The sequence below is a fragment of the Rhizobium sp. B230/85 genome (assembly GCF_019355735.1).
Taxonomy (GTDB): Bacteria; Pseudomonadota; Alphaproteobacteria; order Rhizobiales; family Rhizobiaceae; genus Rhizobium; species Rhizobium rhododendri.
Map to the genome: position 1 here is coordinate 246,273 of NZ_CP072157.1, position 13,688 is coordinate 259,960.

Sequence of the window (13,688 nt, forward strand, 5' to 3'; positions counted from 1 at the left end):
TATGCCAGCCTTCTTTATCGAACGTCCAGTCTTTGCTTGGGTTCTCGCCATCGCGATTATGCTTGGGGGGGCGATCTCGCTCTTCCTACTTCCTATTTCGCAGTATCCAGATGTAGCGCCGCCCCAAATCACCGTAACGGCCACGTATCCCGGCGCTTCCCCGGAAGATACTTACGAAGGTGTTACGCGCCTGATGGAGGAGGAACTCAACGGCGTTCCTCGTCTCCTCTACTATGAATCAACATCCGACGCGGCTGGTTCCATCAAGATCACGGCGACCTTCGAACCGGGAACGATTCCCGAAACAGCGGCCGTCGATGTCCAAAACCGCATCAAAAGGGTGGAAGCCAGGCTCCCGGCTTCGATTGTTCAACAAGGGATCAATGTCGACACAGCGGGAGGCGGGACGCTGCTTTTGGTGGCGCTAACCTCTAAAAGTGGTTCGACCGACGGAATTTCTCTCGGCGATTACATGAGCCGAAACATTGCCAATGAATTGCGCCGTGTTACTGGTGTCAGCAACGCCCAACTCTTTGGTAGCGAGCGCGCCATGCGTGTGTGGCTTGATCCAGACAAACTGCTTGGCCTTAACCTGACACCCGCCGATGTTACAGCAGCCATCCAGGCCCAAAATGCGCAGGTCGCTGCTGGCCGTCTTGGCACGTCCCCATCTTTGCCGGATCGCCGCACGACAGGCTCCTTATTGATCAAAGGCCAACTCACTACGCCGGAGGAATTCGGTAGGATTGTGCTTCGCGCAGAAACTGACGGCTCGACTGTTCGACTCAGTGACGTGGCGCGAATTGAAGTGGGTGCCGACAGCTATGCGACATCGGTTCGCATCAATGGCAAACCTGCCGCGGGCGCTTCCATAGAACTTGCCCCTGGCGGCAATGCACTGAAGACAGCCACCGCAGTCAGGGCTCGCCTGACCGAACTTGCTCCTTCATTTCCAAGTGACATTGAGTATTCAATACCTTATGACACCACACCGTTCGTAAATATCTCAATCGAACAGGTGCTGATGACGCTGGTCGAGGCTATGATTCTCGTATTCGCCGTGATGTTCCTCTTCCTTCAGAACTTTCGATATACTGTCATTCCAACCATCGTGGTGCCGATCGCATTGCTTGGCGCTTGCGGCGTCATGTACGTCCTTGGATTCTCGATCAATGTTCTCACCATGTTCGGGATGGTGCTTGCCATTGGGATTTTGGTAGACGACGCGATTGTCGTTGTTGAAAATGTCGAGCGGATCATGACCGAAGAAGGGCTTTCACCAAAGGAGGCGACAAAGAAGGCGATGACACAGATCAGCGGGGCCGTTATTGGCATCACACTGGTTTTAACAGCCGTCTTCGTACCGATGGCGTTCTTCCCCGGCGCTGTCGGTGTGATTTACAAGCAGTTCTCCTTAACAATGGTCGCCTCTATTCTTTTTTCGGCGTTCCTAGCCTTGTCACTGACGCCTGCACTCTGCGCGACGTTCCTCAAGCATGTCGATAAAGGTCATTCTCACACGAAGAGGGGCTTCTTTGGTTGGTTCAACCGAGGATTTGATCGTGGGTCGAACAAGTATAGCAGATGGGTAGCAAGTCTCCTGCGAAGGGCAGGAAGGGTGATGCTGATTTACACCGTCGTGGCGGCGGTGACGGCGTGGATGTTCCTGCATCTGCCCTCGTCATTCCTACCCGATGAAGACCAGGGAACGCTGCTGGCCCAAGTTCAGGGTCCCGCCGACGCGACAGCGGAACGGACGCTTGATTCCATTAAGGCCATGGAGAAAATCGTCACCTCAGAAACATCTGTTGAGCGTATCGTAGCGATTAGCGGGTTTAGTTTCTCCGGATCAGGAGAGAACGCGGGGCTCGCGTTCATCACTCTCAAGGATTGGAGCGAGAGGACGTCCATGCAGTCGGCACAGGCACTATCGGCAAAGTTTAATGCCGGCTTCCAGATGATCAAGGATGCAAGTGCCTTCGCATTGTCACCACCAGCGATTTCCGGCCTGGGTAGCACCAACGGCTTCGCTTTCCGGCTTCAAGACCGAGGAAATCTGGGGACTGCAGCGCTCAATAAGGCGCGCGACCAATTCATGGCAGAGGCCCATAAAAGCCCCGTTCTCGAAGGCGTGATGGTTGAGGGCCTTTCGGACGCGCCGCAAACTGTGCTGACAATCGACCGGGAGAAAGCAAATACTTATGGCGTGACATTCGCCGATATCAATCAGACAATTAGCACAAACCTTGGCTCGTCCTACGTCAACGATTTCCCAAACTCTGGACGCATGCAACGTGTCACTGTGCAGGCGGACGCAGACAAGCGTGGAACTATCTTCGATGTTATGAACCTTACCGTTAGAAACGCCGCGGGCGGGATGGTTCCGATCTCCGCATTTGCGAGATACGAATTCACGAAGGGATCCGCACAGATCGTCGGCTACAACGGTTTCCCCGCAGTCCGGTTCAGCGGGCAGGCGGCAAACGGGTATTCGTCGGGTGACGCCATCACGGAAGTCGAGCGCATCGCGCAGACGCTTCCAGCGGGCTTTGGATACGAGTGGAGCGGCCAGTCCCTGCAAGAGATCCAGTCGGGGTCGCAAGTTCCGATGCTTCTTGGTCTTTCAGTTCTACTGGTTTTTCTCTGCCTGGCCGCACTCTATGAGAACTGGACCATCCCAATATCAGTGCTTCTCGTCATCCCTCTCGGGATTATCGGGGCTGTTGGCGCGGTGATGCTGCGCGATATGCCGAACGACGTCTACTTCAAGGTCGGCCTGATTACGATCATGGGTTTGTCAGCGAAGAACGCTATTCTAATTATCGAGTTCGCTAAAGACCTAAGGGCTGCTGGAAAATCGTCGTTTGACGCGGCGGTCGAGGCAGCACATCTCCGCTTCAGGCCTATTTTGATGACGTCGCTTGCATTCTCACTTGGCGTTGTCCCTTTAGCTATAGCCACTGGGGCTGGGTCGGCAAGCCAGACTGCTATTGGCACGGGCGTCCTCGGTGGTATGATATCGGCGACGCTCCTCGCAATATTCTTCGTACCGGTCTTCTTTGTCTACGTGATGAAGTTTACAAGCCGAAAGCAAGACCAGGCTGTTGAGGGCCTACAAATGTCTGCAGGAGAGTGAGGGCTTAGGCACATAGTCAGGGGTCAGTCCTGGATAAGCTTCATGGAAAAACGGCGACGGTCCTCGATGACGCCTCCGTTGACTTCCACTTTAGTCTGCTCCGCTGTCGATAACAATGCCAGCCGAAGCATCGGCAAACGACTAGAATCAGGAACGTCTTCGCATCTGTCCTTCCCATTGCTCGCCCGAGCTATGGGAACCGCTGGCCAGAAGCAGCAAACTTGCCGCGACCACGCCGCCAATGCCAAAGGCAATCCCAACACAGTCATATGAATGCCAGAGATCGGTGCGCGGCCGAGAATGAGCGGGCCAGCAAGGCTTCGGAGTTGAAGATGCCGAAGCAAAAGGCTGAAAATCTTGCTGCAATGTTTCTGGCCGTAGCGCATGCGGAGCAGGTAGGCCGTCACGTCGCCTTCTCCGCCCCCTGCAGATCCATCTGGGCCAGAGCCTTCGGCCCCTCCTTCGAGCCCGATATCATCTTGATTGTGGCAGCAAAGTGCGCCGCCGCAACATCTCCCAATATAACTAGACCCAACTCAATAGTGAGGCATGCCATACCTTTGGACACGGCAGCTTGATTGCCACGCACGAATTACGAGTGCCGGGAATAAAGCGCCGACAACGATCCAAGGGAGCTTTGTCGTATGTCTTACATCACTCATTTTCACGGAACTCGGGACCAGTCAGTGCCCTTGGTCCGATGCGAGCTCTGAACTGGATTTAAAAGTCCAACTCCCCAGAACTTAACCACCGCTTGTAGAATACTTCTCGACGGCCCAGTCTTGGCGGGACGGTCGTTGGCCAGACTAGCGCCCGTGAGGTCGTTGGAAATCGCATCCCATTTCTTATCGTTCACCACCGTTAAAGCGAGATAGTCAGTTGTTTCTCAAGGCCCTCCATAAACGCTACGGAATTGAGCCGTTGCTCCAATCCGAAGCCGCTGAATGCGGGCTAGCGTGCCTGGTGATGGTAGCCGGCTTTCACGGTCATCGGGTGACTTTGTCAGAACTTCGTCGCCGCCACGCCGCATCCGCGAATGGTACGACGCTAAAAACGCTTATTGCCGTCGCTGACGACCTCGGTCTGACCAGTCGGCCGCTGAAGCTGGAAATGGCAGATATCGGCAAGCTGAAGACGCCCTGCATCTTGCACTGGGATATGTCGCACTACGTCGTGCTGACGCATGCTTCTGGCCGGTGGGTGGACTTGCACGATCCGGCGAGCGGCCAGCGGCGGCTCTCGCTCAACGAGGCATCGAAACATTTTACCGGGATAGCGCTGGAACTGACACCGGCGACTACCTTCCGAAAACGCAAGGTGGTCGAGCGGGTGCGCCTGGCCGACCTGTGGTCCAGGAGCGCCGGATTCATTCCGAGCCTGCTGCAGATCTTGGCGCTCTCCGCCCTGTTGCAATTCTTTGTTCTGCTGTCGCCGCTCGTCAACCAGATGATTGTCGATGAGGCAATCTCAAAGGGTGATTTCAGTCTCCTGAACGTCATAGTCATCGGCGCGGCATTGCTGCTGTTGGTTCAGAGCGCCACGACCTTGTTGCGCGGATACGTGCAGATGCATTTCAGCACGCTTCTTACCTTTCAGATGCGCGGCAATCTGTTGCGTCATGCCATGCGCCTGCCTGTCCCGTGGTTTGAAAAACGGCGTCTCGGCGATATCCTATCGCGTTTTAATTCCCTTCAGCCGGTTCAGGATCTGCTGACAGGTGGCTTTGTGTCCGGCGCGCTGGACGGGTTAATGGCGATCATCACGCTGGTCGTGATGGTGATCTACGCGCCCTATCTGGCAAGCATTGTGCTGGGCTCGCTGGCGCTGGTCATTTGCATACGCTTGGGGACTTTTCCGTGGCTTCGCAGCCTGACCAACGAGGGTATCCAGTACCAGGCCAAGGTGGATGGTATCCTGCTTGAAACGATCCGTGGTGCGCGGGCATTCAAGCTGTTCGGACGTGAACTGGAACGCCACGGTGTCTGGCAAAATGCCTATGCCGACAGCATCAACAACAATGTACGCGTCCAGAAAATCAGTCTTAAGGGTTCGGCAGGCTTATCCTTCCTGACGGGCGCCGAGATGCTCCTCGTCTTCTATTTCGGAGCCGGCAGCATCATCCGCGGAGAGATGACGCTCGGCATGTTGCTGGCTTTCCTTTCCTATCGGAGCCAGTTCAGCACGGCGGCGTTTTCACTCGTCGACCAGTATTTCAAATTTCGCATGATCGGCCTTCATCTAGAGCGCCTGGCCGATGTCGTGCATCAGGATCCAGAGCCCGCCCTCAATGCCGCAGCCCGGGGGGATCGTCCACTTGCCGGATCACTTCTCGTACGCAACCTCTCCTTTCGCTATGCCGAACGGGAGGCATGGGTTCTGAAGGATGTATCCCTCTCCATAGAGGCGGGGCAGTCCGTCGTCTTTGTGGGCCCTTCTGGCGGCGGCAAGTCTACCCTCTTGAAGTTGTTGATGGGCCTCTATCCGCCGGGTGAGGGCGAGGTGTTTGTGGACGGCCTCCCGCTCGGCGTCTTCGGGATGCGGGCGTACCGAGCCAAGGTCGGTGTGGTGATGCAGGACGACCAGCTTTTTGCGGGGACGATTGCCGACAATATCGCTTTTTTCGATCCTGAGATCGATATCGCTCGGGTCGAGGAGGTTGTCCGGCTTGTTGGCCTTCACGACGAAATCATGTGTATGCCAATGGGCTACATGACCTTGGTGGGAGACCTCGGATCTACGCTGTCAGGTGGGCAGCAGCAGCGAGCTCTCCTGGCGCGTGCGCTGTACCGCAAGCCGTCCATATTGTTTCTCGACGAAGGGACGGCCAATCTGGATGTCCTGTCGGAGCGCCGCCTCATGCAATCGCTGAGCAAGCTCGGAATCACCCAAGTGATGGTCGCCCATCGCCCCGGAGCCATCGAAGGTGCTGCCCGCGCCTTTGCAGTGGAAAACGGCAATATACGCGAGCTAAAGCGCGATGTGCCGGCCCACCCTTTGCAGGTGGTGCCATGAGTACCCTGTTCCGTAGCGAAGCCACTGAACATCGTCGCCGCATTGGCGGGGAGGTGATGATCGCACAACCGGTGAGCCATGGGGTGATGACCACCGTCCTCGGCTGCCTCGTGGTGGTCGGTGCAGCCTATCTCATGACCGGTACCTATGCGCGCAAGGAAACGGTGCAGGGCTACATCGCCCCGACTGGTGGCCTGGCACAGATTTACGCCGCCAAGGGCGGTACGGTTACCCGCGTCCTTGTCCATGAGGGAGACCTGGTCACCCAGGGCCAGCCGATGGTGGAACTGTCGCTGGAGACGACCGGCGCAGACGGCACGGTCGGTGAAAAACTACGGATTGAGACGCAAGCCCGTATTCAGTCCATCGATACACAGATTAAGGCATCCAACGCCCGCTTTGACCAGGAGGAGCGACGCCTGTCTTCCCGTGTCGAAGGGCTGGGCAGCGAACTGGCGAGCCAGGAGCAACGTCTGGAGTCTGAACGCCGGCTACAAGCCCTGCAAACAGACGATACCGGCCATTACGCCAAGCTCCAGGTTAACGGTGGCGGGACGCGTTTTGAACTATCGCGCCGCCAGCAGCAGATCTTTGCCCAAGAGAGCGTCATCCACGAACTCGAGCGGCAGAAGGAACAGCGGCAAGGCGATCTTGTCGATGCCCGCTCGCAATTGGCCAGCCTGCCGGCGGACAGGGACGACAAGCTCGCTCAGCTACAAGGTCTTCGCAGCGAGCTTGAGCAATCCCTTGCGCAATTGCAGGTCAACCGCGCCTATGTGGTCGTCGCGCCGGTGGCCGGCCGGGTTGCGGCGCTACAGGCTCAGCCGGGGCAGACTGCCATCGCGCAATCGCCTCTTGCAGCCCTCGTGCCTGGTGGCAGCAACCTGGAAGCCAATCTGCTGGTTCCGCCGCGCGCTGCTGGCCTTATCCAGCCAGGGCAGGAGGTACGGCTGAAGGTCGATGCCTTTCCATATCAGCGTTTCGGGATGCTTTTGGGCCATGTCGTTCAGGTCTCCCGCGCAACCTATCGCGAGGGTGAGCTTCTGGCTCCCATCGCCCTCACAGCTCCCGTCTACCGGGTCACAGTCAGCCTCGAGCGCACCAGCATTGCCGCGTATGGCGAAGAGCGTCCGCTGACCCCCGGTATGACCCTAATCGGCGATATCGTGACAGATCGCCGACACTTCACCGACTGGATAATGGACCCTCTGATGGCCATAGGCAGCCGGTGATGACTGACGGAGGGGAAGGCCAGGCAGGCCACCCCCCACCCAACCTGAAAGGAGACTACCATGAACAACATCTTCGAACTCGACATCGCCCAGCTGGATCTCGTGAGCGGCGGCGCCTCTTCGGTCGCTTCCACGGTCACCATCGGTGCTGATGGTGCTGTCAGCGGCAGCTACACCTTCGGTTCGAAGTCGGGCACGTTTTCGGCATCGCTGCCGGCTGAAGTCGTCCAGAAGGCGGGAACATTCTCGTTCAGCAACGCGTCTGGCGGCTTCAACTTCAATAGCTCGTTTGCTAGCTAAACGTCTCTGATCGCAATAAATCCGGCAGCCGGTTCCCGGCTGCCGGTCCATCCTGGTTTGGTAGGGCTGTTGCCACCCGCAAGCAGACTCACATAGGTTTAACAAAAAAACCGCATATAGCCTTAGTCCGGGTCGAAGCACCTGACTTCGAGGCCGCTTCCGGCTTGCAGCATCAGGCTGCTGATGATCCCATTGTCGTACCGGTCATCGGCAAGTTCGGGCAGCGATTCGCGCATGATGAAGTTCGTCAGTGCCTCTCGACGCCAGCGTCAGCATCAATCTGCAGAGCGTGTTTGCTGAGTCTCGTTGTTGTAAAGCACATGCTGGATACTGGATAGCGTTACACGGCGGCTGACAGCTTCAACCTCAAGGCTCGCGCCTTTCTCTGCCCCCGCAGTTTGCCGGGCTTTTTTCGCGTATCCTCCCAAAAAGCTCTCAAGAATGCTGCATGTCGCCAAGCGGGACTATCCATCGCGATTAAATAAACTATATAGTACCATTAAAGTGGTGGAGTAATCAGTTAGTGGTAAAAGCGATTGTAATGCGCGTCGAAAAGGAAAGCGACGTTTCCGAGGAACAGGCCGCAGACCTCTCCACGCCGACTAAATCGCCGGAAGAGAGGCGGCGGATTAAACGCATCCTCCTGATTGTCGCCCTCGTGGCGGTTGTCGGCGGCTCCATTTGGTTCTTCAACTACTGGACAGTCGGCCGCTTTCTGCAGTCAACCAACGATGCGTTCCTACAGGCCGACCAGACGGCGGTGTCCCCTAAGGTGCAGGGATATGTCGAACACTTGTATGTCGTCGCGAACCAGAGGGTCGCGGTCGGCGACAAGCTCCTGAAGATCAGACCCCAAGACTATCAAGCCAAGGTCGCGCAGGCGCAGGCGGGTGTCGAGTCGTCCAAGGCGAACCTAATCAGAGCTCAGGCAGAAGCAAAGCAGCAGATATCGTCAGTCGGTCAAGCGGAAGCCCAGCTCCTCTCGGCAAAGGCCCAGGCGCAGTTCGCCCAGAGCCAGGTCGACCGCTATCAGTCGCTCGGCCGCTCAGGCGCGACGTCCAACGAGCAGATAGCCAATTATACAAGTCAGCGCGACCAGCAGGCTGCGCAGGTTAAGGTCTCCGAGGCATCACTGGACTCTGCTAATGAGGCCATCAACACTACCGGAGCCGCTGTCAAACAGTCGGAGGCGGCTGTGCGGCAGTCCGAAGCGCAGCTGGCCACAACCCAGCTCGATCTTAACGCTACCGAGATCACCGCACCGATTACGGGTGTTGTCGGCGACAAGTCTGTCACTGTCGGGCAATATGTTTCGGTAGGCACGCGGCTCATGACGCTTGTTCCAGTCAACGACATCTACCTGGTCGCCAACTTCAAGGAGACGCAGGTCGAACTGATGCGTGTCGGACAACCCGCTCTTATCAGCGTGGATGCCATCAGCTCCGGCGCCCTCGATGGGGAAGTCGAGAGTTTCTCGCCTGGAACGGGCGCGCAGTTCGCCCTAATCCCGACCGAGAACGCCACAGGCAACTTCACAAAGATCGTTCAGCGCATTCCCGTTCGCATCAAGATTAAGGCCAATGCAAATACGCGAAAGTTGCTAACTCCCGGTCTGTCCGTCAGTGTCGAGGTGGATACCCGCGGCAGCCGCCATGAGAAAGACGAAGCGGTCGAGGTCGGACAATGAGCGCCATGACAGTGGATGGCGAGGCCGTTAATCCGCTCGAAAAAGCAGATGCAGCCGCATGGACCGCGGTCGCCGCGGGTATCGTCGGGGCGCTGATGGCGACCCTGGACGTGTCGATTACCAACTCCGCTCTGCCCCAAATACAGGGTGAAATCGGAGCGAGTGGATCGGAAGGCACATGGATTGCCACGGCCTACCTCGTCGCGGAGATCGTCATGATCCCGCTTTCGGGCTGGTTCACCAACCTTCTTGGCCTCCGCAAGTTCTTGCTGGTGATGACGTCGCTGTTTATCTGCTTCTCGATGGTCTGCGGTTTTTCAACGTCTCTCGGAATGATGGTGGCGGGACGCGTCGGCCAGGGCTTTACCGGAGGCGCTATGATACCGACCGCCCTGACCATCATCGCCTTGCGCCTGCCGCCAAACCAGCAGCCTGTTGGCACAGCACTTTTCGGGGTCACGGCCGTCATAGGCCCCATTGCGGGTCCTGTCCTTGGTGGATGGCTTACAGAGAACGCCAGCTGGCATTATGCGTTCTTCCTCAATCTGCCCGTAGGCGTCGGCCTGCTTCTGCTTCTCACCCTTGGACTACCGCCTGCGAGGACCAATCTCGAATTGCTCCTGAAGGCAGATTGGCTGGGTATCGTCGGGCTGCCGTTGTTCCTGGGATGCCTTACCGTCGTTCTCGAAGACGGGCAGAGAGAAAGCTGGTTCGAGTCCTCGGTTATCGTACTGCTGACGGGAGTTGCGCTAGTTGGACTGTTCATGCTTGTCGTGGGCCAGCTGACCGCTAACAGACCCGTCATTCGCCTCAGCATCCTGTTTCAGAGATCGTTTGGGAGTGTCGTTGTCATGGCGGTCGTGACCGGTGCCTCGCTCTATGGGATAACCTATTTAATACCGCAGTTTCTTGCACGTATCAGCGGATACAATGCACTCCAGTCGGGCATGGTCGTCCTCCTCAGCGGCCTTCCGATGCTGGCGATCATCCCGTTCTTCCCGCTTCTGACCAGAAAGCTCGACCTCAGGGTGGCGATCGTATTCGGACTGATCTGCTATTCCGTAAGCTGTTATGTGGACACGGGCCTAACCGCGGGTGCCGATGGCGGCGACTTCAACTTCTCGCAGTTACTTCGCGGGTTCGGGCAGGCGTTCACACTTATCTTCCTTAATCAGGCCATGACGCGTTCCGTGCCCCGCGAACAAGCGCAGGACGCCGCAGGAATCTACACGGCCGCCCGTAACCTCGGTGGTTCTGTTGGTCTGGCCCTGATCGGTACCATGCTAGACCGTCAAACCTCGCTCCACACGCAGCGTTTGATGGAGTCGGTAACCGCCAATTCCCTCATTGCCCAGGAGCGTGTCCTTCAGTCCGGGAGTGATCCGCAATCTGTCCAGCTCTCCATCGTCAATATTTTTCAGGTAATGATTCGTGAGGCCACCGTCATGGCGTTCAACGACATGTTCTATTTCTTCGCCATCTCCCTTCTTGTCATCACACCGCTGGTTTTTATCCTGAGACCGATTCAGCGTGGACCTGCAGTGGTGATGCACTGAGCAGTGCGATCGGTGCTGTGATGAGGAACCTTCAGGATGTCGAGACGAACAGGAGACGATGAAAATTACAGTCAATAATGGCAACGACGCTAAGACCTCCCAGTCAAGCCCACGTTCACGAGGGCGTCCCGCTAAGGGAAACGAGGCGGCCTTAACGGCGGAGATCGTCGCCGCGGCTCAGGTCCTGTTCCTTGACAGGGGCTACGAGGGCACGAGCACGGATGACATTGCCGCGCTGGCGAAATGCTCTAAGAGAACACTGTACACGCGCTTCGCCACGAAAGCCGACCTATTCGAAGCGGTTATCATCGACTTCACAAAACAGCGGCGTCCCCCGGCCGAGTTGTCGCGGCTTGGAGGCAAGACGCTTTCTGAAGAGCTTCATACGGTCGCCGAGAAGCTGGTCGACGCGTTTCTGGATACGCAAGTGCTGGCCCTCTATTTCCTCGTTCACAGCGAGGCGAGAAAGTTTCCCGAACTGATGCAAATCGCGGAAGCTGCTGGAAGAAAGTACTCCCGAGATCGGCTAAGCTCTCTTCTATACAACGGCGGCGTCGAGGACGCGGTTTTTTTAGCGGATCAGTTCTATTACCTCATCCAAGGGCCGATGATTCAGGATACACTCGGCGGACGCGCCCCGAATAGGGACGCGGCGATCGCCCGGGCCAGGAAATCAGTCGATTTCTTTCTCCGGGGATGCGGGTTCGCTTGAGGTTTTGAGCAAGCTCTAGATTTAGTCATAATGGTAGTCGCTTGAGCGGCGTCGTTTCTTGCCGGGCTCGCGGGAAAGGATGTCGCCAGAGGTAACGATGTTGGCGAACAGGCTTCCCGAGCGTGCGGTTTCGGCATTGAAGCTGTGTGAGTGAGCCCCTATCCTTGCTTGGAAGCGGCTATCGACAAGACAGATCACACACCGGTGCTGCATGCGATTTTTCCATTTGTCACTTTTGACCCGAGGAAACCGCACAGGATCGCCATCATCTAACAGGTCGCGGAAATAGCGCCGATTTTTCCGCCGATCCTGGCTAGACGGCTCGAAGACAGGCCGTGATGAGGCTTTTTCAGCGGCCGTTGTCGGCCCATTTTGTCGTCATCCGCCTGGTTCGGCGGATTCCGGGCGCGATTAGGCTGTCGCCAGCAGCTTTGGCAGCCTCACCAGATTATAAGCGGTGGCTGTCAGTGTGAACATCCAGCCGACGCGATCCTTTCCACGATGGCGGGTCTTACGCATTCCGCCGCTGGTCTTGGCCCAAGCGAACACTTCCTCGATACGCTTGCGAATGCGCTGACTGACAGCGTAGCCAGGGTGATGGGTGGTGCGACCGTCGATGGCCGAGCGTCGGTTCGTCGTGTTTTGGGCGACGTGTGGCGTCACCTTTGCGTCCCGCAAGGCAGCAACGAAATCGGCCGTATCGTAGGCTTTGTCTGCAGCCAATGTGATGCGATGACGACCATCCATGCGGCCCACCATATCCAGTGCCGCCTCGCGCTCGGCGGTTCCGGTCGCATGGGTCAGCGTGGCGTCAACAACCAAACCATTGCGGTTTTCCATGGTGACGTGGCCCATGTGGCAAAGCCTGGCCGCCTGGCCACGGGCCTTCTTATAAAGCCTGGCGTCCGGGTCGGTGGTCGATGCGTGGGTTGCGTTGCTGCGCTTCTCGCCGTGGAAATCGCGCTCAGAGTTGCGGCCTTTGGCTTCTGGCGGCTGTTTCTCTTCAGCGCCAGAGCCGCTGCCGTCGGTGTCGCCACCATCTGTGTCGTCCTTGGGCTTGAAGCTCTTCATGCTGGCCCAGGCTTCGATCAAGGTGCCGTCCACCGAGAAGTGGTCGTCTGACAGCAATGCTTTCACCCGCGGCTGGCTCAGCAACGCGGCCAGAAACTTGGCGGCGATATCGCCAGCCAAGAGCCGCTCACGGTTCTTGGTGAACACGGTGACGTCCCAGATCGGCGCGTCCATCGACAAGCCGACGAACCAGCGGAACAGCAGATTGTAGTCCATCTGCTCCATGAGCTGACGCTCCGAGCGGATCGTGTAAAAGGCCTGCAACAACAGAGCGCGCAGCAGCTTCTCCGGCGGGATCGACGGACGGCCGATCGCTGAATACATCGCCTCGAAATCCGGCGACAAAACTTCCAGCGCCTCGTCTACAATCGCGCGGATCGCCCGCAGCGGATGGCTTGTCGGAACCCGGGCTTCGCAGCTCACATAAGAAAACAAACCCGCCGTCTGGATATCATTACCGCGCATGTCCTGCTCCTGCCGACCAATCACTCAGGCATGGAATCATGGCAGTCCGTTCACAGCAAGGGCCTTTTTCCGCATCCTGCTAAGTTCGCGATCAGATCCGGCTCGGAGGCATGGCCGAAATCTCCGGCTACGCCACGGATCTTGTCGAAGGACGCTCTGCCACATTCGAACCCACGGTCGCCAGCCTTTTTACCGGCGGCGATATCCGAAGTCACCTTCTGTTGCGGCCAACGACCGATGACGCCGGACGGAACACCGGTGTTCGGCCAGACTGAGATCAAGGGGCTGTTTCTAAATACTGGCAACCTCACTATTAGTTGAACAATGCGTACGAGCCCGGCTCGAATAGTCGTTGATATGGAACCGAGACTCCGCAAGTAGTGGCGAGCGAACGCGGACCAGGCCAGTGGCAATGATTCAGTCGCCGAGAGCCGCAGGTCGATGCGACGGACCGCGTCCTTTAACACGACGCCGGACCAGAGGCTTGAGAAGCCGAAGACTTTCGATCCCCTCGGTG

10 protein-coding genes are annotated in these 13,688 nt (G+C 57.4%); 7 read left to right on the plus strand and 3 right to left on the minus strand.

Annotation, left to right across the window (positions count from 1 at the left end; translation table 11 throughout):
* Nucleotide 1: 1 nt before the first annotated feature.
* Nucleotides 2-3,136 carry an efflux RND transporter permease subunit gene (locus J5289_RS19355; RefSeq protein WP_209207645.1) on the plus strand — a complete coding sequence of 1,045 codons (3,135 nt, stop codon included), beginning with the start codon at nucleotides 2-4 and terminating at the stop codon, nucleotides 3,134-3,136.
* A 23-nt stretch (nucleotides 3,137-3,159) separates the two neighbouring features.
* Here J5289_RS19355 and J5289_RS19360 read toward each other — a convergent pair whose 3' ends face one another.
* The gene (locus J5289_RS19360; RefSeq protein WP_209207646.1) at nucleotides 3,160-3,543 is read right to left on the minus strand and encodes a hypothetical protein; all 384 of its coding nucleotides are present in this window, start codon (nucleotides 3,541-3,543) and stop codon (nucleotides 3,160-3,162) included.
* A gap of 514 nt (nucleotides 3,544-4,057) precedes the next feature.
* On the opposite strand from J5289_RS19360, the gene J5289_RS19365 reads away from it, so the two are divergent.
* From J5289_RS19365 to J5289_RS19390, 6 genes are all read left to right on the plus strand, one after another.
* Complete coding sequence (locus J5289_RS19365; protein WP_209207899.1) at nucleotides 4,058-6,148, plus strand: peptidase domain-containing ABC transporter; 2,091 nt, start codon at nucleotides 4,058-4,060, stop codon at nucleotides 6,146-6,148.
* Nucleotides 6,145-7,380, plus strand: a complete 1,236-nt coding sequence (locus J5289_RS19370) for an HlyD family secretion protein (RefSeq protein WP_209229499.1) — start codon at nucleotides 6,145-6,147, stop codon at nucleotides 7,378-7,380. Before J5289_RS19365 ends, J5289_RS19370 begins: the two co-directional genes overlap by 4 nt.
* 60 nt (nucleotides 7,381-7,440) lie before the next feature.
* Entirely contained in the window at nucleotides 7,441-7,680 is a 240-nt protein-coding gene (locus J5289_RS19375) for a flagellar hook protein (protein ID WP_209188262.1), read from the plus strand.
* A 541-nt stretch (nucleotides 7,681-8,221) separates the two neighbouring features.
* Nucleotides 8,222-9,367 carry an HlyD family secretion protein gene (locus tag J5289_RS19380; RefSeq protein WP_209187014.1) on the plus strand — a complete coding sequence of 382 codons (1,146 nt, stop codon included), beginning with the start codon at nucleotides 8,222-8,224 and terminating at the stop codon, nucleotides 9,365-9,367.
* On the plus strand, nucleotides 9,364-10,923 hold the full coding sequence (locus J5289_RS19385) for a DHA2 family efflux MFS transporter permease subunit (RefSeq protein WP_209187013.1): 1,560 nt from the start codon (nucleotides 9,364-9,366) through the stop codon (nucleotides 10,921-10,923). The genes J5289_RS19380 and J5289_RS19385 overlap by 4 nt, the downstream gene beginning before the upstream one ends.
* A 58-nt stretch (nucleotides 10,924-10,981) precedes the next feature.
* On the plus strand, nucleotides 10,982-11,635 hold the full coding sequence (locus J5289_RS19390; RefSeq protein WP_209187012.1) for a TetR/AcrR family transcriptional regulator: 654 nt from the start codon (nucleotides 10,982-10,984) through the stop codon (nucleotides 11,633-11,635).
* 411 nt (nucleotides 11,636-12,046) lie between these two features.
* On the opposite strand, the gene J5289_RS19395 is transcribed toward J5289_RS19390, so the two are convergent.
* Together J5289_RS19395 and J5289_RS19400 are read right to left on the minus strand one after the other, a co-directional pair.
* The gene (locus J5289_RS19395; RefSeq protein WP_209208106.1) at nucleotides 12,047-13,171 is read right to left on the minus strand and encodes an IS5 family transposase; all 1,125 of its coding nucleotides are present in this window, start codon (nucleotides 13,169-13,171) and stop codon (nucleotides 12,047-12,049) included.
* 50 nt (nucleotides 13,172-13,221) lie between these two features.
* A complete protein-coding gene (locus tag J5289_RS19400; protein WP_219276610.1) occupies nucleotides 13,222-13,452 on the minus strand; it encodes a hypothetical protein in 231 nt (76 codons plus the stop codon).
* Nucleotides 13,453-13,688: the final 236 nt, after the last annotated feature.

Bases quoted from the DNA above. Each gene is read 5' to 3' on its own strand.
- J5289_RS19355 (WP_209207645.1), top strand. From the start codon at position 2: ATGCCAGCCTTCTTTATCGAACGTCCAGTCTTTGCTTGGGTTCTCGCC.
- J5289_RS19370 (WP_209229499.1), top strand. From the start codon at position 6,145: ATGAGTACCCTGTTCCGTAGCGAAGCCACTGAACATCGTCGCCGCATT.
- J5289_RS19375 (WP_209188262.1), top strand. From the start codon at position 7,441: ATGAACAACATCTTCGAACTCGACATCGCCCAGCTGGATCTCGTGAGC.
- J5289_RS19380 (WP_209187014.1), top strand. From the start codon at position 8,222: ATGCGCGTCGAAAAGGAAAGCGACGTTTCCGAGGAACAGGCCGCAGAC.
- J5289_RS19385 (WP_209187013.1), top strand. From the start codon at position 9,364: ATGAGCGCCATGACAGTGGATGGCGAGGCCGTTAATCCGCTCGAAAAA.
- J5289_RS19390 (WP_209187012.1), top strand. From the start codon at position 10,982: ATGAAAATTACAGTCAATAATGGCAACGACGCTAAGACCTCCCAGTCA.
- J5289_RS19395 (WP_209208106.1), bottom strand. From the start codon at position 13,171: ATGCGCGGTAATGATATCCAGACGGCGGGTTTGTTTTCTTATGTGAGC.